Consider the following 24,683-nt stretch of genomic DNA (forward strand, 5'->3'; position numbering starts at 1 on the left):
ATGATTCCGCAAATTGACGCTAAGCTCAACCCTTTTTAAGAAAGTTTTATGAAAAATTTGAGTATCTTGTTAATGATTATCAGCTTATTTTTCACAAACCTATCAAAGCAGCGCTAAAACACTTATAAACATCAAGTATATGTGCGGGCTACACTAAATTTGATCATGATGCCAACGTATTGATGAATAATATAATCATTCCTTTTTTTAATACCAATGGCTACTATCTAAATAAAGAGTCAATTCTGCCAAACAAACTGACCTTGTTCGTAAACACGGCGATGCTTGGGGTACGTATGCGAACCTCGTTTTAAACGAGTGATAGCACATGCGTTTGGCAAACGTCATCGCGATACTTTACATGCATTATTGACGTTGTTATCTATCGCCCTTCAAAATCACCTGTCACAGCACAGATGATTTCAGTGTCCATGCGGCATGGCAAGCCGCTGATCTACAGCTAAAAAGATAACAACCTTGTCTCTAGCTTTTATTCAAATTGCCCGCTAACAACCGCTCCATAACTGCACTTCCCCAGCATAGTTTGCTGGGGAAACTTTTCTCTAATGGGCAGGCTGTTGGAATTCTTTACGCAGTTTACGAGCAACATCCACCATCACCTGCAACGACGCTAACGTCTCTGGCCAATCACGTGTTTTCAGCCCGCAGTCTGGGTTCACCCATAACCGCTCAACAGGGATTTTTTTACTAGCTAACGTTAATAGTTTCTCTATCCATTGAGGCTGAGGAACCACTGGTGAGTGAATGTCATACACACCAGGGCCAATTTCATTGGGGTAGTCAAACAATTCAAAGGCATCTAATAGCTTCATCGCTGAGCGAGAAGTTTCAATTGTGATGACATCAGCGTCCATATCTGCAATAGAGGCGATAATATCGTTAAACTCGCTGTAGCACATATGTGTGTGGATCTGCGTGGTATCTTGCGCCACTGACGCAGTTAAACGAAACGATCGTACCGCTCGATGAAGATACTCAGGCCATTGACTCCGCCGCAGCGGTAAACCTTCGCGAAGTGCCGGCTCGTCAATCTGGATCAGATGAATACCAGCTTGCTCAAGATCAGACACTTCATCACGAAGCGCTAAAGCGATTTGATCGGCTACATCCGCGCGTGGGAGATCGCTACGAACAAATGACCAACCTAAAATCGTTTGCGGCCCAGTTAACATGCCTTTTACGGGTTTTGTTGTGCGTGACTGAGCATATTGGCTCCAACGTACCGTCATCGGTGCAGGACGACTGACATCACCAAAAATAATAGGTGGCTTCACGCAGCGCGTTCCATAACTTTGCACCCAACCATATTGCGTCTGCGCCACGCCATTAAGTAACGGGGCAAAATACTCAACCATGTCGTTACGCTCTGGTTCGCCATGAACCAGTACGTCTAAGCCAAGCTGTTCTTGACAAGTAATCACTTCATCAATTTGGCTAGCAATGAACGTATCATAATCGGCTTGTGACAGTTGACCTTGTCGTAGAGCCGTGCGTTGTTGACGAATTGCTCGGGTTTGTGGAAAAGAACCTATCGTTGTGGTGGGCAATAAAGGTAAATTCAGCGCTTCTTTTTGCACCTTTTGACGAATAGCATACGAATGTTGACGCGTGAAGGCCGACTCGGTTAGCGAAACGACCCGCTTGCGAATCACCGAATTGATAACCCGCGGCGATTGTACGCGCGCTTCAACCACCTGTTGGCTTTGAGCCAGCCAATGACTATCACAGTGATCAGCTCGTCCATCCACATAGTGCCCAATAGCCACTAGCTCTGAGAGTTTTTGCTTAGCAAAGCTTAACCAACTGCGAAGTTCTGAATCTAAATGCTCTTCACGTTCAATATTCACGGGGCAATGCAATAGGCTACACGAAGGTGCCAACCATAACTGATCCCCCCATTTTTTCTGGGCAGGCTGCAACTGACTAATCCATTTTTTCATATCGGCACGCCAGACATTACGTCCATCCACAACGCCACACGACAAAACCTTATTTTTTGGCCAGACTTGCAGCGCTTGGTTCAACTGCTCAAAGCCGCGGACCAGATCCAGATGAATACCATCAATTGGCCATGTTGCAATCTGTTCCAACGACAACGTCACGTCGCCAAAATAGCTTGTGAGGAGGAGCTTTACTGGGCTTTTGGCAAGATGTTGATAAGCACTTGCCAGCGCCTCTTGCCATGGCTCTGAAAGCTCTAAGGTCAAAATAGGTTCATCGATTTGTACCCATTCAACACCTTTGGCAGCAATTGCATCGAACAATTGCCGATACCCCGCCAGCAGTGCTGGCAGTAGGTTCAGTTTATCGCCATTCGCTAATCGCCCCAAATAAAGAAACGTCAGTGGCCCGATCAGAACAGCTTTAATCGGGACATTGAGCCCTTTGGCTTCATCAATTTGTTCTAACAGTGGGCTATATTGTAGGGTAAAGGTTTGCTCAGCACTTAATTCAGGAACTAAGTAATGATAATTGGTATCAAACCATTTGGTCATCTCTAATGCAGCATGATTGGTGCAACAACGACTCGCTCCGCGAGCCATTTCGAATAGCTGTTGTAATGGTGTTGTTGGCTCGCTATGGCGATGTCGTTCAGGGATTACATTAAAAGTAAGTGCTAACTGCAGAATGTGATCATACCAAGCAAAATCACCAACTGGCAGCAGTTCAATACCAGCGTCTTTTTGTATTTGCCAATTTTGCTGACGGATCTGTTTTCCAACCTCAAGCAGCTGTGTTTCACTCAGTTGTTCTTTCCAATAACTTTCAATCGCGCGCTTTAACTGACGATCGTCACCAATACGGGGATACCCCAGATTATGTAGTGTGGTCATAACTGCCCTTAAATAGATGTACAGATGTTTAGATGGCTATAACTATGACAGCTTGCTACTATGATTAAAAATCAACTTTTTCATAATCAACATGAGTAAAATTAATGATTGAAATTCGCCATCTACATACAGTCCAAACTTTGCAACAAACAGGGTCAGTAAGCCGAGCCGCTGATCAGCTTTATTTAACCCAATCGGCGCTGTCTCATCAAATTAAAGAACTCGAGCAGCGATTAAACCAGCCCCTCTTTATTCGTAAAACTAAACCATTGCGATTTACTCAAGCAGGTAAGATCCTCTTAGAACTGGCACAAACCATTCTGCCCACCATTGCCGCCGCTGAAATGCGCCTAAAACCCGAACAGCTTATCCCACCGAGTGAATTAGCTCTCTCGCTGGAATGCCATAGTTGCTATCTGTGGTTGCTACCCGTTCTTAACGCATTTGCTAAACAATGGCCTGATATCCACCCTGAATTAGTCTCAGAACACCCATTTGACCCGCTTGATGCACTCGCTGAGCAACAGCTGCAATGGGTATTGACAGCTGACCCACAAGATCACCCCGCAATCCAATACACGCCTCTATTTCACTATGAAACAGTTTTAGTTTGTCGAGATGGTCATCTGCTTTGTCAGCAATTGCAAGTTTTGCCGTCACAATTAGCCGATGCCACGATTCTGACCTACCCGGTTCCTTTGCAACGACTTGATTTATTCACCGAGTTTTTACAACCGGCGGGGATCACACCGCTGGCGATTCGCTATACTCGGCACCCGCTGATGATGCTGCAACAAGTGAGTCAATCCGACCAATTGGCGGCATTGCCACGTTGGGTGGTTAGTGAATTCGGACAAGCATTAGAACTTAAGACTTTGCATTTGGGACAGGGAATATGGCGAACCATGTATCTAGCCCATTTGGGAGCATTGAGCCCCTGGGCGCACGATTTTGTAAGTTTAACGCACAAAATTATTAATAAATATCAAGGCATTAAAAAAATAGGGAGTAATTTGAATGGCGAATGAATCTTAAAAATCCCTAAATGTGGGCACGATCGAATATAATTGAAGGTAGTAATATTTTTGAAGATTGCATAATGACGACCTATGTTTGGCCATCTAATGAAATAACCATGAGCGATAGGGGTTTTGCTAGTTGATATCACTTAATCTGCCAACGTTGCTTTTCATGAATATTATGGTTGGCTGCCTCTCTAGCTTGGGTTTAACTATGTTATTACGAGGCACTTATCAATGTCCTGGGGTTAAAACTTGGGTTATTGGTCATATTTTAGTTGTCTTCGGGCTCATTTTGAGCTTTTCTCGGTTGTGGGTACCACTAGATGTCAGTGTTATAACTGCTAATATACTCATCTCTACCGGCATATATACAAGTACACTGGGCTTACTTCAATACCACTCCATAAAAAATAAACTCAATCATATCTTGCTCATTGGGCCGATTGTCACTTTTGTTTTTATCAGCGCTTTTCTAATGCTGGGATCTAGCTATGAAACACGTTCCTTATTCATGGACACAATATTAACAGCCCAAATTCTGGTTACCATTTACTTTTGTTTTTATCAAATTAAACCTCATGAAAGCGCAAGAAAATTGTGGGGAATTCTGTTTATTTTTTTCGCTCTAACGCTGACATTTCGCACAATTGCTTTTATTACTCCATTAGACAATTTGGATCTATTTAGTAATAGTTTATCCAATATCATACTGACCATCATCCAAATCGTTTACCTATTCAGCAGCTCAGTATTTATTCCACTGATTGCGGCTCAGTGGTATCAGGAAAAACTGCAATTTTATGCATTTCATGATCAAATGACTGGGCTTTATAATCGCTACGCCATGGATCAATATACAACTGAGCTGTTTAAATCCCAGTCTGATGATTCACAAACCGTTTTAGCGCTGATTGATATGGATCATTTCAAGCAGATCAATGATCAATACGGCCATTTAATCGGCGATAAAGTCTTGCGACTCGTAGCAGGGTTAATCAGCTCTAATTCTCGTGATGAAGATTTAGTTTCTCGTTACGGCGGTGAGGAGTTTTTAATCTATCTTCCCAACAAAAATCTCACCCAAGGCTTGCAGTGGGCAAATCGTATGTGTCAGGTGATCAATCAAGCGCCGATCAAAGTGACAGACACTCATATCTCTATTAGCATTAGCATCGGTATCAGACATTTTGACAAACAAAACCGCTTATCACTGCAAGAGCTGATCCACCAAGCAGATATCGCTTTATATCAAGCCAAAAATGACGGACGCAACTGCGTACGAATTTACCAAAAATAGGATTTACCGACACAATACCACATCGTCAGGGTGAACGTTTAAGCCATAATATGCTCAGGACTAGCCGGATAACGCACCAAGGTATAGTCTTCATCGGCCAGCTCTTGCTCAATAATTTTTTCAATCACACTCCAATTACCACCCCCACCACCAGCACAAATTAATGGGTAGCCAATACGCTGTCCATGAAATTCTTGCCTGATCTGAGCAAATACCATTTGAATAGCTTCATAATCAGCATTGCCATCGCCAAACTGATCAAATTGCGTATAAGCATTGATCACTGTAAACACAACGCCGTCACGTTCAACTTTAGCCGCACTAAGACTCCCAAGCTTACAGCGATCTCCGGGAACAGTCTGTCGGTCAGCCTCATAAGCTTCAGGGAAATATTGTTTGATCATGGCCGCAATCCCATTGTCCATCGTGTTAAAACAATTACAGCCATGGACAATCACATCGAACCGACCTTGTTTTGCCAGCGTAATCAAATCGCCATCCACTATTTTCACGCTATTTTACTCCAAGCTATACTCATCCGATTAACTATGGACAGCTTAATCTTAAATAAGTTAAAAAATCCAACGAGTCGACCGTCTCATATCTAGAGTGCTATCAGCACGCCCATTATTGAACATGACTAATAAATACTATAGACAAAGATAAAAAAAAGGCCATAACCATGGCCCTTTTTTAACAATGAAACGCTTCAGCTTAGTCTTTATGCTGTTGCTGCGGACGCATCGCGGGGAATAACAAAACATCGCGAATGGTATGGCTATCGGTAAACAACATCACCAAACGGTCAATGCCAATACCTTGTCCTGCAGTCGGTGGTAAACCATGTTCCAAGGCGGTGATGTAGTCATCATCATAGAACATCGCTTCATCATCACCAGAATCTTTAGCGGCGACCTGCGCTTTGAAACGTTCTGCTTGGTCTTGCGCATCATTAAGCTCAGAGAAGCCATTGGCAATCTCACGTCCACCGACAAAGAATTCAAATCGGTCAGTCACAAATGGATTGTCATCACTACGCCGTGCTAATGGTGAGACTTCAGCTGGGTATTCAGTAATAAACGTTGGCTGAATCAAACGATGCTCTACGGTTTCTTCAAATAGTTCGGTAAGCATTTTACCGGCACCCCAGTAGGACTCAACCTGAATACCGAAGGATTTAGCAATTGCTTCCATGACAGTTCGATCTTGGATTTTAGTATTATCCAAGGCTTGAATATCAGCATTATCTGGGTTGAATTGTTTCACTGAATCGAGCATAGACAAGCGCGCATAGTTGCTGCCGAAATCAAACTCGTCTTCACCGTATTTCAACACGCTTTTACCTAAGACTTGTTGGGTCACCGTTTTAAGAAGGGCCTCGGTCAAATCCATTAAATCATGATAATCGGCGTAGCCCATGTAGAATTCCATCATGGTAAATTCTGGGTTATGACGCGTCGAAAGTCCTTCATTACGGAAGTTACGGTTAATTTCAAATACTCTCTCAAAACCGCCTACAACTAAGCGTTTAAGATACAACTCAGGGGCTATGCGCAAATACATATCCATATCCAGCGCATTATGATGAGTGACGAATGGTTTAGCACTTGCCCCACCAGGAATGCTCTGCATCATCGGTGTTTCAACTTCCATAAAATCACGATCCATCATAAATTGACGAATTGCCGCAATAATTTTGGAGCGCGTCACAAACGTCTGCCGTGACTGTTCATTAACGATCAAGTCAATATAACGCTGACGATAACGCTGTTCTTGGTCAGCTAAGCCATGGAATTTTTCAGGTAATGGGCGCAAGGCTTTAGTCAAAAGTTCAAAATGGTTCATATTGACATACAACGCGCCGCGGCCTGATTTATGCAATTCGCCGGTTACCCCGATAATATCGCCAATATCCAATCCGCCTAACGCTTTAAGCGCCGCTTGCGTCTCTTTGGATGCGTAGGCCTGAATGCGACCCGTCATATCTTGAATAACGATAAATGGCCCACGCTTAGCCATGACACGACCCGCGATGCTGACAACCAGCCCTTTCTCTTCTAGCTCTTCCTTGCTCTTCTCGCCATGAGCGTCCTCTAGCCGTGCAGCGTAACTATCGCGACGAAAATCATTGGGATGGCCATTGGCATTGCCTTGTTGACGAAGCTCTGCCAGTTTGGCCCGACGTTCAGCAATCAGCTTGTTCTCGTCATGTACCTGTTCTGTCATTATCTAACCCTGTCGTATATTTACAGCCCTGATTTTAGGCTGGCTTCAATAAATTTATCTAAATCCCCGTCCAATACCGCTTGGGTATTCCGGTTCTCGATGCCTGTACGTAAATCTTTAATCCGTGAATCATCTAACACATAAGAGCGGATCTGGCTGCCCCAACCAATATCAGATTTCGTGTCTTCTTTCGCTTGCTTTTCAGCATTTTGTTTTTGCAGTGCCAGTTCATACAACTTCGCTTTGAGTTGTTTCATCGCCTGATCTTTATTTTTATGCTGGGAACGATCATTTTGACACTGCACGACTGTATTGGTCGGTAAGTGAGTAATTCGCACCGCTGATTCAGTTCGGTTCACGTGCTGACCACCTGCACCAGAGGCACGATAAACATCAATACGTAGATCGGCTGGATTAATATCCACTTCAATACTGTCATCAATTTCAGGATAAATAAAGGCTGATGCAAACGACGTATGTCGGCGTCCGCCTGAATCAAACGGTGATTTACGCACTAATCGATGCACACCTGTTTCAGTTCTCAGCCACCCGTAAGCGTATTCTCCAGTGACTTTGATGGTGGCCCCTTTAATACCAGCGACATCACCGTCAGATTCTTCGATCACCTCTACTTTGAACGCATGAGCTTCACACCAGCGTAAATACATTCGAAGTAACATACTGGCCCAGTCCTGAGCTTCAGTCCCCCCCGAACCGGATTGGATATCGATATAACAATCGCTTTTATCCATATCACCTGAAAACATGCGATGAAATTCTAACTTTTCAAGCTTTGCCAACAACTCGCCTGATTCAGCTTCAGCCTCTTGAAAAGTTTGTTCATCTTCGGCTTCAACGGCCAATTCGACCAACCCTTCAACATCATCAATGCCTTGTTCTAACACATCGATTGTTTGCACGATTTCTTCTAATGAAGCGCGCTCTTTACCAAGCGCTTGGGCACGCTCTGGCTCATTCCATATATCGGGTTGTTCTAGTTCGCGAGTAACTTCTTCTAAGCGTTCCTGCTTTGCATCATAGTCAAAGATACCCCCGAAGCACATTGCTGCGCTCTTTAATATCGGCCAGGGTATGATGAATTGCATTGACTTCAAACATTGTTACTTACACCTGTCATGATGGTTTCTTTAAAAGGGACTAATTTTACCTAATTGTGCGGGAAATAAACATAGCCATCTAGGGCATGTTGATGTTTCAGGGTCAATTTTGCAGCGCGTTGACTAGCTTTTATGCAAGGTAGCGCCTGCATCGTGTTACTATTTTACATAGGCAGGCGATAACGCAGCAGAAATACCAACCAAACGCGCTCAGGACAAGCAAAATCTAATCTTGAAACATCAATCAACACGCGAATTAATGGCAACGAATTATTGCTGTGCCGGTTCTGGCTCCGTCTTCGCCAACCACTCAACCAACAACTGAGCACTACGCCGGCCGCGAAACTCATTCACATCAAGCTTATAGGCCAGTTGCACTTGACGAGCTTGGTGGTCTGGCCAAGACTTGCGGTCAACATTAAAAGCGATAGCATCGAGCGTTGGGCCACCCTGTAGCGGTTGCACCGTCATTTTGAGGTGATTTTGCCCCACAATGCGCTGTTCAAGTAACCAAAACAAGCCATCAAATATAGGCTCTTCAAAACCTTGTCCCCAAGGCCCTGCTTCGCGCAGTTGTTCTGCAAAAGTCAACGTTAGATCACTCGCAAGTAGTTCACCATCAGAGAGTAGTTCTCCAGTGAGAGTCGTCTCATCGATGAGATCAAGCGCCACTCGTTCGAGCTGTTCAACAAATTGGGCAAATTTCGCTTTGGCAATCGATAATCCGGCCGCCATCGCATGTCCGCCAAATTTGTCAATTAATCCGGGGTTTAAGGTATCAATGCGCTCTAGCAAATCTCGCATATGCACCCCAGCGACAGAACGACCGGAGCCTTTTAAAGTCAGCTCGTCAGCATCGGCAAAGGCAAATACCGGTCGATAATATTTTTCTTTAATACGTGATGCGACCAGCCCGACCACGCCTTGATGCCAATCATCACAGTACAGCGCTAGCGCGTGCGGCAGAACTTGCTGATCGATGGATAATTTAGCAACGTGGGCTTGTGCTTCTTGCTGCATACTTGCTTCAATCGATTTACGCTCTTGGTTGAGTTCATCCATGGTGGAGGCCATCTGCCGCGCTTGATACAGATCGTCGCAAAGCAATGTATTGATCCCAAGACTCATATCATCTAAACGCCCCACAGCATTGAGTCTTGGCCCAAGCGCAAACCCCAGATCACTGGCCGCAAGCGAACCTTGGTTGCGCCCAGAAACTTCAATTAACGCCTGAATACCAGCGCAGCACATACCAGAGCGGATCCGTGCTAATCCTTGATAAACCAGTACACGATTATTATGATCTAAGCTCACCACATCGGCCACCGTACCAAGGGCGACCAAATCTAAATATTCAGCTAAATTTGGCTCGGCTAGCTGTAGCTTGGCAAATAAGTGTTGTTCACGCATCTTCGCGCGAAGGGCGCACAATAGATAAAACGCCACACCAACTCCGGCTAAATGCTTACTGGGGAAATCGCAGTCAGATAAGTTAGGGTTGATGATAGCCGCTGCCTTTGGCAAGGTCGCTGCAGGAAGGTGGTGATCGGTCACGATCACCTCAATGCCATAATGAATCGCTTGTTCAACCCCAGTGATACTGGAAATACCATTATCAACAGTAACAATCAATTGCGCGCCGCGTGCATGGGCAACATCGACAATTTCAGGTGATAATCCATAGCCATATTCAAATCGGTTTGGCACTAAAAAATCAACGTGGCTAAACCCCATTGAGCGTAAACCACGCAGCATCAATGCCGTACTTGTTGCACCATCACAGTCAAAATCACCAACAATCATGATGGATTGATGCTGATAACGCAGCAACAATTCGACCGCGGTTGTCATATCCGTTAATTTTTGCCAAGAGACTAATTGGGCTAATCCACGGGTTAACTCACCACCTTCTGAAACCCCACGACACGCATAAATCTGACGAATTTTCTCGGGTAATTGCTTGGGTAGTAATGTGATATCCGCAGGCGGACGGCGAACTAGGCGTATATGCGTCATATTAGAATTGTGCCATGCATTGAGAAGCTGCAATCCACATGATGGGATCGCAGCCGCAAATTGAAGTCTCAGTTAAGCGTTGGGTGTCACTCCAGTTGCTAACAAAGTATGTAATGCTGGAAATAATTTATCCACCCGTTCGGGGGTAAGCAGACCACTATCATCGCTGATGGTAACCTGAGTATCACCAGCCACACTACCGATGGTTAATTTATATTTACCTTCGGCTAATTGAACCGGTTTCACCGCAAATGGAGCCAATTTACTGCTCGATGGTTGACTGTAGTCAAGAGTCATTTTACCCGATTCAGCAATATACCCAGTCACTTTAAAGCCTAACGTTGAGAATGCTTTCTCCAAGGTGGTCACGCTAGTTTGCAGCGGCGCATCAGCAATCATAATGGCAACCCCATCACTATGCGTTAAATGCAGCGTAATCGGCTGAACGCGGGCTAATTGCCGCAACATTGCCTGTTGTCTAGCTTGATTTTCCTGGATATCTAGATAGGCCAAAAACCGATTTATCTCACCGATGGACTGACGTTGTTTTTGCGCAGCAGTCATCGCACTTTGCTCATTTAGTGAGTTCGAGTAACGCAATAACTGCGGTCTGATGATCGCCTCACGGCCTTCATTAGTCGCGCTCAGGTAGTAACGAAAAACGCGGTGGTAAGTAATATCTTTACTACTAAAAAAGCCTTGATCAATATGCTGCCGTTCAGTGAGCTGACCACTATCGAAGATAGGATCTGTGCCAACCTGCTGCATCTGTCCCCCATAGTGGCGAATATATCCGCTAAGAGCTGATTGCAGCCAACTCAATGTTTGTGCTGTTGAGGTGGCATTGAAGCGATCAAAGACAAACTGCACCTGACCGTTGGCTTTTTTCAGCTCACCTGGCACTAGCGCAATAACCTGCGCTGGAGGGCGAATATCAACCTTTTGCCCCACTTCTTGCTGGTAATGATAATTAGCAGGCAAAGATGGGATCTGATAGCTATCGGACAGTTGTGGTTTAGACAGATCTGTTGGAACCGTTAATACGGCTCCAGTCTTAGCATTTAAGTAATCAAACCCCCCATTTGCTCGACCTGGATGGCCATTTGAGCATGCTGATAATAGCAATACCGATATGCTGCCGGCTACGAACAACCGGACTCGAGATGAAGAAAACAACGGCGTCTGCGCTCCAATCAAGAATTTTCATAATCCAGCCCGTAGTCTACTGACCCGATCAGTTAAACACAAGGTTTAAGCCGCTCTATCCATCTTAAGGGCATTATCGGCTTAAACAACAAAGCTGTTTTGCTACAGCCACAACGGATACGGCTCACGCTGGAAATCAATTAGGGTTACGAGTATCCTCATTCTTATATTGGAACTAACGATTATAAAAAGTTATGGAGCATCACTTAGTCATTACCGCGGTTGGCCGAGACCGACCAGATATTGTCAATCAGTTGACTCGACATGTGAGTGATTGTGACTGCAATATTGTCGACAGCCGCTTAGCCCTTTACGGCTCTGAGTTTACACTGATTATGTTATTGTCAGGGCATTGGAATGCAATTACTCGAGTTGAAACAACATTACCACTGAAAAGCCAAGAATTAGAGCTTGTGACCGTCATGAAACGCACTAGCGAGCATGAACAGCGCCATTATCCAGCTCGCGCTACTCTAAAAATACGTGTTCCAGATGGTGCCGGTATTATTCGTCAATTTACGCAATTTATCTCTGATCATGGACTTGCCTTAGCGTCGCTACGTTCGCAGTTAGACTATCAAATACTTGAACTTGAAATGACAGCTTACGTCAGCGATGAACAAGTTGACGAAGCTGATCTTAATGATAAGTTCCAACAACTTTGCGAAAAACTCAAAACTGAATCAGCTGAATTTCATATTCATCCTCAATAATAAGTACACTGATGATGCGTAGATAAAAAATAAAGGAGTATTAAGATGCCACCACTGACAAAAGGCCAAATCGCCCCCAAATTTACACTAGCGAATCAAGATGGTGAATCCGTTCATCTGGCCGATTTTAAAGGCCAAAAGGTGCTAGTTTACTTTTATCCCAAGGCATCGACGCCTGGCTGCACTGTGCAAGCCTGTGGTTTACGTGATAGTAAAGAGCAACTCGATCAATTAGGGATTGTTGTGCTTGGCATCAGCCCCGATAGCCCGAAGCGACTGACTAATTTCATCACCAAACAGTCTCTTAATTTTTCACTGTTAGCGGATGAAGATCATCAAGTGGCTGAAGCTTTTGGCGTTTGGGGTGAAAAAAAGTTCATGGGTAAAGTCTATGACGGCATTCACCGAATCTCTTTTTTGATCGATGAACAAGGGAATATTGAAAAAGTTTTTGATAAATTTAAAACCAAAGACCACCATGAAGTGGTGTTAAATTATCTGAATCACCCTGAACAATAACCGCTGCATACAAAAAAGCCGACCCTGCTGGTCGGCTCTTATCATCTAATCTGCCAAACGTGCATACTTACGTTGTTTCAAGCTGATTATCAGATGGCCAAGCATTGATCACCGCTTTCACTAGCGTTGCCAGTGGAATGGCAAAAAACACCCCCCAAAAGCCCCATAAACCGCCAAACAACAACACCGCAACAATGATCGCTAATGGGTGTAAATTGACCGCCTCAGAGAACAATAACGGGACCAATAAATTGCCATCTAAACCCTGTACAATCAGGTAACCTAACATCAAATAGCCAAAATCAGCCGTTGGCCCCCACTGAAATAGGGCAACCATTGCAACCGGCACGCTGACCACAAATGCACCGATATAGGGAATAAGCACCGAGATACCGACCGCCACACCAAGCAGTGCCGAATAACGCATGTCCATCAGTGCAAACACTAGGTAAGTGGCAATACCGACCACTAGGATCTCAATCACCTTGCCACGAATATAGTTGGTGATCTGCTGGTTCATCTCTTGCCAAACTTGCCCAACCAAGATGCGATTTTTGGGTAAAAACCGCTTTACCGAGCCTATCAGGCGATGTTTATCACTGAGCAAAAAAAACAACATCAAAGGGACTAAAATACAATAGATTGCAAGAGCGGCAAGGCTAACTAATGAACTGAGCGAGGCTTGCACCAACTTATCCCCCATACCCAATACGCGCTGTTGCACCGTACTGGTCAGTGTATCGACTAACGCTGGGTCAACAAAATCGGGATAACGCTGCGGTAGAGAGTCCATAAATCCTTGCGCTTTGCCGACCATGACCGGCAGCTCACTGACTAAATTAGCCCCTTGAGTCCAGACTGTTGGTAATACCCGAAGGACGGCAATAATCACCAGCGCCACAAATCCAGCAAGCACCAGTGCTGTCGCCCAGCGCCGCCCTAGACCGCACAACTCTAAGCGGGTGATCGGCCAATCTAATAGGTAAGCTAATATCAAGGCAACGAGCAATGGAGCCAAAATATGCCCCATAAAATAAAGTACTAAAAATCCCGCCAACAGCAAAAGTAACAGCGCAACCGCTTCAGGGTCGGAAAACTTACGCCGATACCAGTCTTGCAATAAGCTAAACATAATTCTTTCGACCATTCCCTATCAATTCAAGGCGCTAGACTACCATAGCCCGATCGTAATCGCCCGCCTAAATGATCAACAAATAGCAACCACGAAGCAGTGTTCGCTTGGGCATAATTTGGGTATTATGAACGCATTCAGACTAACGATACAATCAAAGGATTCTATCATCACTGATCATAAATATTTCATCCGTGCCATTGCGTTTATAGTGCTTATGAGCGGCTCTTTAGCAAGCTGCAACGTATTGGCCGAAAGCACTGATGAACAGTTACCCGAGATCGGTACAGTGGGTGCTCAAGCGCTTACCATTGCCCAAGAAAAGCAATATGGTGATGCTTATATGCGAGCGCTTCGAGCCAGTACTCCGATAATCAATGATCCGGTACTCAGTGATTTTATCAACACATTAGGAAATCGATTAGTCGCACATGCGGATAATGTTCGCTTCCCCTTTCATTTTTTTCTGATTAACGATCCAAGTATCAATGCAGCCGCTTTCTTGGGGGGATATATCAAAATCAATACGGGCATTTTATTAGTCGCTCACAACGAAAGTGAATTGGCATCCGTCATGGCCCATGAAATAAGTCACGTCACGCAGCGCCATATAGCACGAAGTTTAGAAAATGCCGCCATTAGCAATCATCTGACCTTGGCTGGTTTATTAGGCTCGGTCATTCTTTCAATAGCCGATCCAATGGCGGGTATTGCTGCGATGCAAACATCAATGGCCGCCAGTATTCAACATCGCATCAATTTTACTCGGCAAAATGAACGTGAAGCGGATCGTATAGGTATGCAGGTTCTTTATCGCTCTGGTTTTTCACCAACAGCGATGGTTAATTTTTTCAGCCAATTAGCCTCAAAATATCGCTATTCGACACAGCCACCTAAATGGCTGGTTGATCATCCTCTTACATCAGAACGAATCGCAGATGCGCAGTCGCGGGCCAGCCAGTACCCCAAAAAATATATTGCACCCAACCTTGACTACCAATTTGCGAGAGCCCGGGTACAAGTCCGCTTTGGCACGATGGATGGCGATCAAGCCTATAGCATGTTCAAAGAACAATTAGCCAATCACAGTTATCAACTGCAAGATGCCGCGCGATACGGCTTAGCTTTAGCGTTATATGCCCAAAAACACTATCATCAAGCAGAAAAATTGATCATGCAGTTGGCACAATCGTACCCACAAAACATGTTTATCTTAGATACAGAATCAGACGTAGATTTGGCGCTAAAACAAACGAATAAAGCGATTAAACGACTCGAGTCCGCCTATCAACGCTATCCAGACAATAACGTGGTGATTATGAATTTAGCTGCTGCCTATATGGATGATAATGCCTATGCAAAAGCATCGACATTGTTAGATTATTACCTACGTGAACACCCGAATAACCTATTGGGTTGGCAATCATTGGCGCAGGCCTACCAACACCAGCAGCTTAACGGCAAAGCGGCGCAAGCGCTCGGTGAATATTTCGCCTTGCGCGGACAATATCATCAAGCAATTCGTGAAATGCAAAGAGCCGAAGGTAAAACGGTTAACCGTTTAGATCGCGCTCGAATTACCGCGCGTATTGATGAGTTAAAAGATGCGCAAAAACAACTGAAACAACTACAGAACCTATAAATAGATTAAGGATACAGCATATGAGCGATGTCATCATTTATCACAACCCTCGCTGCTCAAAAAGTCGTCAAACGTTGGCGCTGCTCGAAGAATATGGTGTTACACCAAGCATTGTCTATTATTTAAAAACGCCGCCGGATGCAGACACGCTTCAGGGCTTATTAGCGAGCCTTGGCATGAAAGCAAGCGAGCTCATCAGAAGCAAAGATGCGCTCTATAAGGAACTGGACTTAGCTGAAAAGACCTTAACCGAATCCCAATGGCTTGAAGTGCTGGTAGCGCATCCCCAGTTAATGGAGCGTCCCATTGTCGTACGCGGCGATAAAGCCGTATTAGGTCGTCCACCTGAAAACGTCTTAGCATTAATAGACGACTAAATCGCGCTAACATAAAGCAGTAGCTCTGATCTTCGCACGTAGAGAGGCAAGATATTGCAGTACTGTTAGTCTGTTAATTATCGCGCATCAACTGACATGCTATTTTTCGCAGATGCCATCATGGCTCATGTCGGTTATCTAAATAGATGCGTGATAATAGGCTCTAACCCGTTAGAGCCCCAGGGTTTCTTTCACGAAGGGGATTGTGAGCTTGCGCTGCTCGGTAATCGAGGCTTTATCTAACTGATCTAACGTGGTGAGGAGCGTTGGCATATCGCGCGAGATCCGCTTAATCAAAAACCGAGCGACCTCTAATGGCATACGCAGCCCACGTAGCTCTGCACGTAATTGGAGTGCACTTAATTTTTGCGCATCAGAAAGTTCGACCAATCGATAGGTAACCCCCCAGCTCAAACGCGATGCCAAATCAGGTAACACCCAATCAAGCTGATTCGCTGGGGCATTAGCAGTTACAATTAATCGAGTTGCGTCAGAGAGCTCTTTACGGCGATTATAAAAATCGAAAATAGCGGTTTCCCAATCTTTATCGCCTGCCACAGCATCAATATTATCCAAACAAACTAACGCCATTGACTCAAGCCCTTCTAAATAGGCGGGAGCCATCATGGCGTGCATATCTAAGGGTAGATAGGCGGTGGCTGATTCACTACTATTCATTTCTGCACAACTCGCATGCAATAAATGAGAGCGCCCAGAGTCAGGGGCGCCCCAGATGTAAATCATCCGTTCACCTTGATCAAGTGCTAAATTACGCAGCGCCGAAAGCAGCTGAGAATTTTCCCCGGCATAAAAACTGGCAAACGTTTCGTCATCAGGTAGATGAACCGGAAGCGATAATTGTGGCGATTTAGTCAATAGAACGTATCAACTTATAAGTATTCATCGCGAGTATAACAGCTCCGTGATTAGATGGAAAATACCCAAGGTCGAGAGCTCGTCTCACACTTGGATTAACGCCTCTGATAATGATATGGCGCATTATCAATCGGTTGATAATTATCGTTCAGGTTAAGCGCCGCTTGTAATGGTTGCCATGCATCGGCCAGTTTTACCACGAATGTATAGCTATCCTGATTAACCATTAATAAACTAACGGCAACCACACTCGGCTGACTAGTCAGAAAATGTCGAATCTGATGATACTGCGAAAAATCGTTGATATGGGTAAATGTCAGCTGAACTTCACCACCTGATGTAGTTGAACGCACAACCGCGTAGCGCGCCGCCAATTTAGCTGCGACTTGTTGCCACATTTGCGCATCAATCGCACCTTGTGCGCTACCTTGATCATGGCCTTGTGCGATGATTTGATGCTGATGAAGATCGAGCAGTTGCCAATCATTGGTTAACGCACTATTGCTGTCTTGATACGATTTCACCATCAAGGCAACATCCGCGTTATAACGTTGGCTGGCTGACGTCACTGGCTGCACAAAGCTCCCCCACACATCGGCTGGTGAAATAGCCATCGAGTCATCTAAGTCCATCACAGGTAAGATAATAGGTAACGCCCATTGCTGCGCTTGGGTGCGAAGCTGCGTCGCATGATCCGAGCCATCCGCGACAAACGCCTGTTGACCCTTTTGCTCAATGACATCCCAGACAATAATCAATGGTCGCTGATCGGCCCAAAATGGTAAGCCCGCTTGAATAAGCATCTGTTCAATCTGTTTGCGGTTAAAAACCACCGCCATCTGTTTTTGCCCATCCTGTTGTTGATAGGCATATTGCTGCAGGTAATCACCAGCATGGCTAGCCGCTTTGGCAATTGCAGGGTTAGCTAAGGCTTGATCACTTCCTGTCACGCGTTCGATGAGATGATTAAAGGCATTTTGCTGGTCAACTTGCAATGTCCCAGTCGATGCCACAGTCATCTGATAGGGGTCAACCATTTGCGCTGCAAAAACCGTATGCCAACAGAGTAAGCCAACCCACATCAACAGCACATTTTTCAATATTCGCATACGGTTCCTCTACTTAAATTACACCATCGATGATACTACTTGGTACCAAAAATTTTGTCACCTGCATCACCAAGACCGGGCATGATATAGCCGTGCTCATTAATTTTTTCATCGATAGAAGCTGTATATAATTCAAGATCAGGATGGGCAGCTTCAAGTGCTTTAAGCCCTTCAGGCGCGGCAACTATGACCAACACTTTAATATTTTTACAACCTTTTTGTTTTAACAATTCAACGGTTGCGATCATCGAACCACCCGTTGCCAACATTGGATCGACTACCAACGCTAAGCGCTCATCCAACTGGCCAACTAGTTTTTCAAAATAAGAAACAGGTTCAAGCGTTTCTTCATTACGATACATGCCCACAACACTGACTTTAGCAGACGGCATATGTTCAAGTACACCATCCATCATCCCAAGGCCTGCACGTAAAATCGGTACAACCGTTGCTTTTTTGCCGCGAATCTGTTCAACGGTCACAGGTCCTGCCCATCCGTCGATGGTCACATTTTCCATCTCTAAGTCAGAGGTCGCCTCATAGGTTAACAAGCTAGCCACTTCTTTGGCTAATTCACGAAAACGCTTTGTACTAATATCAGCTTCACGCATTAGACCTAATTTATGACGAATTAGGGGATGCTTAACCTCAACAACCTTCATTCTTTACTCTCCAAATAATTACGATATCATTTAAAAATGAGATTAATTTTACAGGAAATCATGAAAATGTCGCTGTTAATCGCCAATCTCTTCTCGATACTGGGGAACACTGTTAGAATAGACAACTGTTAATAATCCCTAGCAGCAAGGTAATTTTGTGACTAAGCAAACCCCCCCTTTAAGTTATAAAGACGCTGGCGTCGATATCGATGCAGGTAATGCTCTCGTTGAACGCATTAAACACGTGAGTAAAGCGACTCACCGCCCAGAAGTGATGGGTGGCCTAGGCGGTTTTGGTGCACTGTGCCAAATTCCGACGCGCTATAAAGAACCCGTATTAGTTTCTGGTACCGATGGTGTGGGTACGAAACTTCGGCTGGCGATGGATCTTAAAAAACATGACAGTGTTGGCATCGATTTAGTAGCAATGTGTGTCAATGACTTAATCGTTCAAGGCGCCGAGCCACTGTTTTTCCTCGATTATTATGCGACTGGTAAGTTAGATGTCGATACTGCGGCAGATGTTGTTACAGGTATCGGGAAAGGCTGCGAGCAATCAGGATGCGCATTGATTGGGGGCGAAACAGCCGAAATGCCAGGCATGTATCATGGTGAAGACTATGATATCGCTGGTTTTTGCGTGGGTGTCGTGGAAAAATCTCAGATCATTGATGGTTCTAAAGTGTCTTCCTCAGATGTTCTCATTGCGGTCGGCTCAAGTGGCCCTCACTCAAACGGTTTTTCACTGGTTCGTAAAATTTTGGAAGTGTCAGGCGCCGATCCACTGCAGCCATTTGCAGATAGCACGTTAGGTGAAACCTTGCTTACACCGACAAAGATTTATGTAAAATCAGCCTTAGCGTTGTTTAAACAAGTTGACGTTCACGCCTTATCACACATCACCGGGGGCGGTTTTTGGGAAAATATTCCACGCGTTTTACCTAAAGGCTGCAAAGCGGTCATTAATGAATCAAGCTGGCAATGGCCCGAAATTTTCAACTGGCTGCAAGACAATGGAAATGTTACCCGTGAAGAGATGTATCGCACCTTCAACTGTGGTGTTGGCTTGATTGTTGTTGTTCCGCAAGCACAAGCACAAACCACAATTGACACGCTCCATGCTGCAGGTGAAACCGCATGGCAAATTGGTGAAATCCAGATCGCAGCTGCTGATGAGGCGCAAGTTGTCATTAACTAATAGTCAACCCAAACGCATTGCAGTATTCATTTCCGGTTTCGGAAGTAATCTACAAGCATTAATCGATGCCTGCCAGCGGCAGGCCATCGATGGTGAAATCGTGTTAGTTGCCAGTAATCAAGCTAAGGCTTTCGGTTTGACGCGTGCAGCAGAAGCGGGGATCGATACCGCGGTTGTCGATAAATCAGATTATAGCGATCGTGATAGCTATGATGTGGCATTAGCTGAACTTATCGATGACTATACAGTCGATTTGATTGTCCTTGCGGGTTTTATGCGGATTTTAAGCCCGGCATTTGTAGCGCGCTTTAGCGGCAAACTGTTGAATATTCATCCATCGCTACTCCCTAATTATCCGGGCTTACATACGCACCAAAGAGCCTTGGAGAATGGTGATAATGAGCATGGCTGCAGTATTCACTTTGTCACCAGTGAATTAGATGGCGGACCCGTTATTTTACAGGCTAAGGTTCCTATTTTCGCCGAAGATACGGTCCAACTTGTCGCACAAAGAGTGAATCAGCAAGAACTGGCTATCTACCCATTGGTTGTAAAATGGTTTTGCCAAGATCGGTTGTTAATGAAAGATGGACAAGTTTGGTTAGATGATCATTTGCTCGGCCCAGCGGGCTATGCCAGTGACAATAGCTAAAGGCAAAGGCGCAGTTTTGAATCAGACATCTGCGCCTATTTTTTATTGATGACGGGCTAACCCCTAAGCTAAAAAGCCCAGCTTAGGCAGGCTAAAAATAAACTGACAGTTATCCCCTATCGACTCACTCTGTTTAAACACAGCTGGCCAAAGCGAAATAACGCAAATTCACCTGGCACCATCTTTTGCCAATCTTCATTCGAGGTTAAAGGCTGCGTAGCGACCACTGTTACAACATCATTGGGTGTCGTTTGAGTTTGGAAATCGACAGTCATATCAGCATCTTGTAAGCGCGCTTGGCCAAATGGTGCTCGGCGAGTGATCCAATGCAGATGATTAGAGCAATACGCCATCACATAATCGCCATTACTAAGCAGCATATTAAACACGCCCATTTGGCGCAATTCATCAGCTAATGAGGCAATAAACGAAAAGACACTGGTCATTCGCCCAGGCTTACGAGGATAACGTTGGCGCAGTTGCTCTAAAATCCAGCAAAAAGCTATCTCACTGTCTGTTTCACCAACTGGCCGATAAAAACCCGCGGTTAACTTTTTATACCCACGCAACTGACCATTATGAGCATAGGTCCAATTTTGTCCCCAAAGCTCTCGGGTAAAAGGATGTGTATTTTCTAGGCAAACCGAGCCTCGGTTTGCTTGACGGATATGGCTAATAACAGCACAACTTTTAATCGGATAGCCTAAGACCATTTTGGCAATCTCAGACTCGGCGCTTGGCGCTGGATCCTTAAAACTGCGGCATCCTTTCCCTTCATAGAAGGTAATCCCCCAGCCATCGGTATGTGGACCGGTATGCCCGCCTCGCTGAACTAAGCCAGTAAACGAAAAACAGATGTCAGTTGGAACATTAGCGCTCATTCCCAACAACTCACACATGTCCTGAGCCCCTTAGCTGGCCATCTTACGTTCAATTAATTGAATTAAAATATGGATGACTTTGATATGGATCTCTTGAATACGATCTGCATAACCAAAATGTTTCACACAGATCTCACACTCTGCAAGTCCAGCCATCTTGCCGGCATCTTTGCCCGTCAAAATGATCACCTGCATTCCTTTAGCTTGGGCTGTTTCAATCGCTTTTAAAATATTAGCTGAATTACCACTGGTACTAATCCCCAATAGCACATCACCTTTTTGACCTAGCCCTTCGATATAACGTGAAAAGATGTTATTAAATCCATAATCATTACCCACACATGAGATATGGCTCGGATCAGAAATCGCAATCGCCGGATATGCAGGGCGGTTATCCCGATAGCGACCCGTCAGCTCTTCGGCAAAATGCATCGCATCGCAGTGCGACCCGCCGTTACCACAAGAGATAACTTTACCGCCTTGTTTAAAGCTTGAGGCTATAAGACTCGCTGCTTGCTCAATGGCATCGATATTGCTGGCATCATTTATAAATTGGTCTAATGTTGTAGCAGCTTCGCGAAGCTCAGCCAAAATCAAATCACGGCTCATAAAAATTCCAAATTAATCACTAATATGACTTATCACTATACTGGATTTTAGTCACTGACTCACGGATCTCTGTTACAATTATGACTAAAGATTTGATTTAAATTTTCGTGCAATGACCTAATCACAATGCTCATCAGGAATCTTCAAGAGCCATTGTGCAATGAGATGTCTTGCAAAAATTAAGCAATAAGACTGACACACCTTCATAAACACCTCACTATTGAATCTAAGCATTATAATGGCTATTGAACCAAGAGACAGCCTGAGTCCGATTTTTCACATTTAACTTGCGGAATATATTGAATAAATGTGATTTAACTGTGTTTTCGCTCAAATGTAATTTTTGCGCCACATCCGAGTTTGAATAACCAACTGATAAACAACGTAAAACTTCAACCTCACGAGGTGAAATTTTGACTTTTTTGGTCGTTTTACCTTCACCAACTTTGCGTTTGTACAACTGCAGAAGCTCTCCGACCAGTTGCCGACCAAACCACATCTCACCTTCTATCACTTTCCGAATGCCTTTTTCTAAGACATCCAAAGAATCTGAGCTAAAAAATACGCCACATATATTGCTGATGCTACTCACCACCTCTAGCGTTTCATGTTCAGGATAATCGAGCAACAATATTTTAATTCCTTGATCATAAGGCGAAAAGAACTCAAACCAAGGGCTACTCACTGAACGAACACTTTGATAATCAATCAACACCACATAGCTGTCGTTTTCTCTTGGAAAATCATCCGGCGAGACACAAATACTGTAATCCATTGCCAATGCTGAGGAAAGATGATTCATCAACGCTGATGAAAACACGCCACCTGATGAAATCAAAATTAACCTATTCGCCATGGTATACCCCTATTCCGCTCACATATTCAATGAACACACACATACCTACACTGACCTTAAGCCCACTGGCAGGCAACACAATGGTTCAAGTTGAATAAGTGAAAGTAACAATTTCTAATATGCAAGATCGTTGTAAATGCCTGAGTCACATCATAATCAACCAATTGCACACTCTCTGATGGATGATTCTATCAGGAAAAACACAGAACCAAAGTCTAAGACAAAGCGCACTAGACAAGCGACTTTAAAAACGTAAACATTTCGTTCCACTTCACCCACAGCACATTCACTAACAGGTTTCTTGTTTTCAACAAAAATACATATAAATTAAATAGTTAAATAACTTTATGGTACTTTATAATTAATTCCTTTAAATGATTATTTTTGAGTTTTTTTAATTATTTTAGGGGAGGCCTTTTGACTGACCTGCAACCATCGAAAACGACTCTGTCGTTTAGGAGGTTGTCTGAGGTCGCACAATAAGTCATGATGAGCGCACCTTCACTGATTGAAGATGACTATGTATACAAACATTCGGTTCATCATTATTTTGGCAGGTTTGATTGGCTTTTCTGTTCACGCTCAGTCGCTTTTTCCCAACAAAGCAGTATTGATTAGCAAGGTCCGCCAACCTATCAATGGCCCATCACAAAACCAAGCAGAAACAGACCAAGCCTCTTTGGCTCTTGTCATGGCATTTAAACAATACACAACAGAAAGAGTAACTTATGATGCCGTTTGTAACAGTGTCGACTGTCTAGCTGGCCCTAAAAGTCATGGCTATGATTATTATGTGTCACCACAATGGGTCTATTGGGATAATTCAGCACAAACGCCAAATAGTCAACCGGATATCAAGATAGCAGTTTATTCGGTTAAGACTCGGCAAGTGATTGCGAGCCGAATTATCAGCGCAAATAAGAGTTCAGCCCTGATTGGTGCCCCTACGCCTATTTTATCGGAACAGATCAAGCAAGCGATCACGTCTCTTTATCAAGATAAATGAGAATGATATAAACACAAATATGAATCGCGATGAATGATCAATAATAGAGGGATAAATAACAACATTCCCCAAGAGGGGAAAATATTAGAATTGATCTAAGATATAAAAGAATTGGCGGAGTAGACGGGACTCGAACCCGCGACCCCCGGCGTGACAGGCCGGTATTCTAACCAACTGAACTACCACTCCGCACAGGAAAGGTGTTTTATCTTAAGTACTGACTCAAGTTGGCGGAGTAGACGGGACTCGAACCCGCGACCCCCGGCGTGACAGGCCGGTATTCTAACCAACTGAACTACCACTCCGTATTGAGTAGCACTTAGTATAAAACATTGTTGATGTTGGCGGAGTAGACGGGACTCGAACCCGCGACCCCCGGCGTGACAGGCCGGTATTCTAACCAACTGAACTACCACTCCACACATATCAACATACTTCGATAACACACCAATCAAACGATTGGCGGAGTAGACGGGACTCGAACCCGCGACCCCCGGCGTGACAGGCCGGTATTCTAACCAACTGAACTACCACTCCATCATCGAAATAACAACTAAAAACAAGAATTGGCGGAGTAGACGGGACTCGAACCCGCGACCCCCGGCGTGACAGGCCGGTATTCTAACCAACTGAACTACCACTCCGCATACTGTCCCCAGCTGCGGCGCAGATAATACGTATCTGCGCTAAGCGAGTCAACCAGCTTTTGTC

22 protein-coding genes, 5 tRNA genes and 1 pseudogene are annotated in these 24,683 nt (G+C 44.6%); 10 read left to right on the forward strand and 18 right to left on the reverse strand.

Going from position 1 to position 24,683, the window contains the following annotated elements; translation table 11 throughout:
- Positions 1–276: 276 nt before the first annotated feature.
- Positions 277–436, forward strand: a pseudogene (locus tag ABUE30_RS15185) (IS1 family transposase); the annotation flags it as partial.
- A gap of 127 nt (positions 437–563) precedes the next feature.
- Here the strand turns inward: ABUE30_RS15185 and metE are convergent.
- Complete coding sequence (metE, locus tag ABUE30_RS15190; protein WP_408624688.1) at positions 564–2,855, reverse strand: 5-methyltetrahydropteroyltriglutamate--homocysteine S-methyltransferase; 2,292 nt, start codon at positions 2,853–2,855, stop codon at positions 564–566.
- A 104-nt stretch (positions 2,856–2,959) separates the two neighbouring features.
- Between metE and ABUE30_RS15195 the strand changes: the two genes are divergently transcribed.
- On the forward strand, positions 2,960–3,883 hold the full coding sequence (locus ABUE30_RS15195) for a LysR substrate-binding domain-containing protein (RefSeq protein WP_408624689.1): 924 nt from the start codon (positions 2,960–2,962) through the stop codon (positions 3,881–3,883).
- A 505-nt stretch (positions 3,884–4,388) separates the two neighbouring features.
- On the forward strand, positions 4,389–5,174 hold the full coding sequence (locus ABUE30_RS15200) for a GGDEF domain-containing protein (RefSeq protein ID WP_408624690.1): 786 nt from the start codon (positions 4,389–4,391) through the stop codon (positions 5,172–5,174).
- Between the two features lie 38 nt (positions 5,175–5,212).
- Here the strand turns inward: ABUE30_RS15200 and ABUE30_RS15205 are convergent, their stop codons facing one another.
- The 5 genes from ABUE30_RS15205 to bamC form a co-directional block, all read right to left on the reverse strand.
- Positions 5,213–5,686: a macro domain-containing protein gene (locus ABUE30_RS15205; RefSeq protein WP_408624691.1), complete on the reverse strand. Its 474-nt coding sequence runs from the start codon at positions 5,684–5,686 to the stop codon at positions 5,213–5,215.
- 202 nt (positions 5,687–5,888) lie between these two features.
- A complete protein-coding gene (gene lysS / locus ABUE30_RS15210; RefSeq protein ID WP_408624692.1) occupies positions 5,889–7,400 on the reverse strand; it encodes a lysine--tRNA ligase in 1,512 nt (503 codons plus the stop codon).
- Between the two features lie 20 nt (positions 7,401–7,420).
- Positions 7,421–8,519, reverse strand: a protein-coding gene (prfB, locus tag ABUE30_RS15215) for a peptide chain release factor 2 (RefSeq protein ID WP_408624693.1) whose coding sequence is annotated in 2 segments (ribosomal slippage) — positions 7,421–8,443 and positions 8,445–8,519 — 1,098 coding nt in all. Because the reading frame shifts where the segments join, the coding sequence is not laid out codon by codon here.
- 269 nt (positions 8,520–8,788) lie between these two features.
- Complete coding sequence (recJ, locus tag ABUE30_RS15220) at positions 8,789–10,534, reverse strand: single-stranded-DNA-specific exonuclease RecJ (RefSeq protein ID WP_408624695.1); 1,746 nt, start codon at positions 10,532–10,534, stop codon at positions 8,789–8,791.
- A gap of 72 nt (positions 10,535–10,606) precedes the next feature.
- The gene (bamC, locus tag ABUE30_RS15225; RefSeq protein WP_408624696.1) at positions 10,607–11,731 is read right to left on the reverse strand and encodes an outer membrane protein assembly factor BamC; all 1,125 of its coding nucleotides are present in this window, start codon (positions 11,729–11,731) and stop codon (positions 10,607–10,609) included.
- A 203-nt stretch (positions 11,732–11,934) separates the two neighbouring features.
- Here bamC and ABUE30_RS15230 point away from each other — a divergent pair, with 203 nt between their 5' ends.
- Both ABUE30_RS15230 and bcp read left to right on the forward strand, forming a co-directional pair.
- Positions 11,935–12,453: an ACT domain-containing protein gene (locus tag ABUE30_RS15230; RefSeq protein ID WP_408624697.1), complete on the forward strand. Its 519-nt coding sequence runs from the start codon at positions 11,935–11,937 to the stop codon at positions 12,451–12,453.
- 45 nt (positions 12,454–12,498) lie between these two features.
- The gene (gene bcp, locus ABUE30_RS15235) at positions 12,499–12,972 is read left to right on the forward strand and encodes a thioredoxin-dependent thiol peroxidase (RefSeq protein ID WP_408624698.1); all 474 of its coding nucleotides are present in this window, start codon (positions 12,499–12,501) and stop codon (positions 12,970–12,972) included.
- 67 nt (positions 12,973–13,039) lie between these two features.
- Here the strand turns inward: bcp and ABUE30_RS15240 are convergent, their stop codons facing one another.
- The gene (locus tag ABUE30_RS15240) at positions 13,040–14,104 is read right to left on the reverse strand and encodes an AI-2E family transporter (RefSeq protein WP_408624779.1); all 1,065 of its coding nucleotides are present in this window, start codon (positions 14,102–14,104) and stop codon (positions 13,040–13,042) included.
- A 217-nt stretch (positions 14,105–14,321) separates the two neighbouring features.
- On the opposite strand from ABUE30_RS15240, the gene bepA reads away from it, so the two are divergent.
- Together bepA and arsC are read left to right on the forward strand one after the other, a co-directional pair.
- A complete protein-coding gene (gene bepA / locus ABUE30_RS15245; RefSeq protein WP_408624699.1) occupies positions 14,322–15,746 on the forward strand; it encodes a beta-barrel assembly-enhancing protease in 1,425 nt (474 codons plus the stop codon).
- A gap of 20 nt (positions 15,747–15,766) precedes the next feature.
- On the forward strand, positions 15,767–16,123 hold the full coding sequence (gene arsC, locus ABUE30_RS15250) for an arsenate reductase (glutaredoxin) (RefSeq protein ID WP_408624700.1): 357 nt from the start codon (positions 15,767–15,769) through the stop codon (positions 16,121–16,123).
- A 171-nt stretch (positions 16,124–16,294) separates the two neighbouring features.
- Here arsC and hda read toward each other — a convergent pair whose 3' ends face one another.
- The 3 genes from hda to upp all read right to left on the reverse strand — a co-directional run bounded on the left by hda (position 16,295) and on the right by upp (position 18,770).
- Positions 16,295–16,999, reverse strand: coding sequence for a DnaA inactivator Hda (hda, locus tag ABUE30_RS15255; protein ID WP_408624701.1), 705 nt, complete (start codon positions 16,997–16,999; stop codon positions 16,295–16,297).
- 95 nt (positions 17,000–17,094) lie between these two features.
- On the reverse strand, positions 17,095–18,108 hold the full coding sequence (locus tag ABUE30_RS15260; RefSeq protein WP_408624702.1) for a DUF2066 domain-containing protein: 1,014 nt from the start codon (positions 18,106–18,108) through the stop codon (positions 17,095–17,097).
- Positions 18,109–18,143: 35 nt separating this feature from the next.
- Positions 18,144–18,770, reverse strand: a complete 627-nt coding sequence (gene upp / locus ABUE30_RS15265) for a uracil phosphoribosyltransferase (RefSeq protein WP_408624703.1) — start codon at positions 18,768–18,770, stop codon at positions 18,144–18,146.
- Positions 18,771–18,927: 157 nt separating this feature from the next.
- Between upp and purM the strand changes: the two genes are divergently transcribed.
- Both purM and purN read left to right on the forward strand, forming a co-directional pair.
- Positions 18,928–19,968 (forward strand): phosphoribosylformylglycinamidine cyclo-ligase, encoded by a 1,041-nt coding sequence (gene purM / locus ABUE30_RS15270; protein ID WP_408624704.1) that lies wholly within the window; start codon positions 18,928–18,930, stop codon positions 19,966–19,968.
- Positions 19,955–20,620 (forward strand): phosphoribosylglycinamide formyltransferase, encoded by a 666-nt coding sequence (gene purN, locus ABUE30_RS15275; protein WP_408624705.1) that lies wholly within the window; start codon positions 19,955–19,957, stop codon positions 20,618–20,620. Before purM ends, purN begins: the two co-directional genes overlap by 14 nt.
- A gap of 116 nt (positions 20,621–20,736) precedes the next feature.
- Here purN and ABUE30_RS15280 read toward each other — a convergent pair whose 3' ends face one another.
- The 3 genes from ABUE30_RS15280 to ABUE30_RS15290 all read right to left on the reverse strand — a co-directional run bounded on the left by ABUE30_RS15280 (position 20,737) and on the right by ABUE30_RS15290 (position 22,966).
- Positions 20,737–21,519 carry a class II glutamine amidotransferase gene (locus ABUE30_RS15280; protein ID WP_408624706.1) on the reverse strand — a complete coding sequence of 261 codons (783 nt, stop codon included), beginning with the start codon at positions 21,517–21,519 and terminating at the stop codon, positions 20,737–20,739.
- Positions 21,520–21,531: 12 nt separating this feature from the next.
- A complete protein-coding gene (lpcA, locus tag ABUE30_RS15285) occupies positions 21,532–22,110 on the reverse strand; it encodes a D-sedoheptulose 7-phosphate isomerase (protein WP_408624707.1) in 579 nt (192 codons plus the stop codon).
- 226 nt (positions 22,111–22,336) lie between these two features.
- Positions 22,337–22,966, reverse strand: a complete 630-nt coding sequence (locus ABUE30_RS15290) for a LuxR C-terminal-related transcriptional regulator (protein ID WP_408624709.1) — start codon at positions 22,964–22,966, stop codon at positions 22,337–22,339.
- Positions 22,967–23,486: 520 nt separating this feature from the next.
- On the opposite strand from ABUE30_RS15290, the gene ABUE30_RS15295 reads away from it, so the two are divergent.
- Positions 23,487–23,972 carry a DUF4823 domain-containing protein gene (locus ABUE30_RS15295; protein ID WP_408624710.1) on the forward strand — a complete coding sequence of 162 codons (486 nt, stop codon included), beginning with the start codon at positions 23,487–23,489 and terminating at the stop codon, positions 23,970–23,972.
- A gap of 112 nt (positions 23,973–24,084) precedes the next feature.
- Here the strand turns inward: ABUE30_RS15295 and ABUE30_RS15300 are convergent.
- The 5 genes from ABUE30_RS15300 to ABUE30_RS15320 form a co-directional block, all read right to left on the reverse strand.
- Positions 24,085–24,161: transfer RNA gene (locus tag ABUE30_RS15300), tRNA-Asp, on the reverse strand.
- 39 nt (positions 24,162–24,200) lie between these two features.
- Positions 24,201–24,277: transfer RNA gene (locus ABUE30_RS15305), tRNA-Asp, on the reverse strand.
- Between the two features lie 37 nt (positions 24,278–24,314).
- Positions 24,315–24,391: transfer RNA gene (locus tag ABUE30_RS15310), tRNA-Asp, on the reverse strand.
- 41 nt (positions 24,392–24,432) lie between these two features.
- A tRNA-Asp gene (locus ABUE30_RS15315) sits at positions 24,433–24,509 on the reverse strand.
- Positions 24,510–24,539: 30 nt separating this feature from the next.
- Positions 24,540–24,616 (reverse strand) — tRNA-Asp (locus ABUE30_RS15320).
- Positions 24,617–24,683 lie beyond the last annotated feature (67 nt).

Source organism: Celerinatantimonas yamalensis (genome assembly GCF_046054155.1).
GTDB lineage: Bacteria > Pseudomonadota > Gammaproteobacteria > Enterobacterales > Celerinatantimonadaceae > Celerinatantimonas > Celerinatantimonas yamalensis.

Excerpts from the sequence above, each read along its gene's own strand:
- metE (WP_408624688.1), bottom strand. The coding sequence starts at position 2,855 with ATGACCACACTACATAATCTGGGGTATCCCCGTATTGGTGACGATCGT.
- ABUE30_RS15195 (WP_408624689.1), top strand. The coding sequence starts at position 2,960 with ATGATTGAAATTCGCCATCTACATACAGTCCAAACTTTGCAACAAACA.
- ABUE30_RS15200 (WP_408624690.1), top strand. The coding sequence starts at position 4,389 with ATGGACACAATATTAACAGCCCAAATTCTGGTTACCATTTACTTTTGT.
- lysS (WP_408624692.1), bottom strand. The coding sequence starts at position 7,400 with ATGACAGAACAGGTACATGACGAGAACAAGCTGATTGCTGAACGTCGG.
- recJ (WP_408624695.1), bottom strand. The coding sequence starts at position 10,534 with ATGACGCATATACGCCTAGTTCGCCGTCCGCCTGCGGATATCACATTA.
- ABUE30_RS15230 (WP_408624697.1), top strand. The coding sequence starts at position 11,935 with ATGGAGCATCACTTAGTCATTACCGCGGTTGGCCGAGACCGACCAGAT.
- bcp (WP_408624698.1), top strand. The coding sequence starts at position 12,499 with ATGCCACCACTGACAAAAGGCCAAATCGCCCCCAAATTTACACTAGCG.
- ABUE30_RS15240 (WP_408624779.1), bottom strand. The coding sequence starts at position 14,104 with ATGTTTAGCTTATTGCAAGACTGGTATCGGCGTAAGTTTTCCGACCCT.
- bepA (WP_408624699.1), top strand. The coding sequence starts at position 14,322 with ATGAGCGGCTCTTTAGCAAGCTGCAACGTATTGGCCGAAAGCACTGAT.
- arsC (WP_408624700.1), top strand. The coding sequence starts at position 15,767 with ATGAGCGATGTCATCATTTATCACAACCCTCGCTGCTCAAAAAGTCGT.
- ABUE30_RS15260 (WP_408624702.1), bottom strand. The coding sequence starts at position 18,108 with ATGCGAATATTGAAAAATGTGCTGTTGATGTGGGTTGGCTTACTCTGT.
- upp (WP_408624703.1), bottom strand. The coding sequence starts at position 18,770 with ATGAAGGTTGTTGAGGTTAAGCATCCCCTAATTCGTCATAAATTAGGT.
- ABUE30_RS15280 (WP_408624706.1), bottom strand. The coding sequence starts at position 21,519 with ATGTGTGAGTTGTTGGGAATGAGCGCTAATGTTCCAACTGACATCTGT.
- lpcA (WP_408624707.1), bottom strand. The coding sequence starts at position 22,110 with ATGAGCCGTGATTTGATTTTGGCTGAGCTTCGCGAAGCTGCTACAACA.
- ABUE30_RS15290 (WP_408624709.1), bottom strand. The coding sequence starts at position 22,966 with ATGGCGAATAGGTTAATTTTGATTTCATCAGGTGGCGTGTTTTCATCA.
- ABUE30_RS15295 (WP_408624710.1), top strand. The coding sequence starts at position 23,487 with ATGTATACAAACATTCGGTTCATCATTATTTTGGCAGGTTTGATTGGC.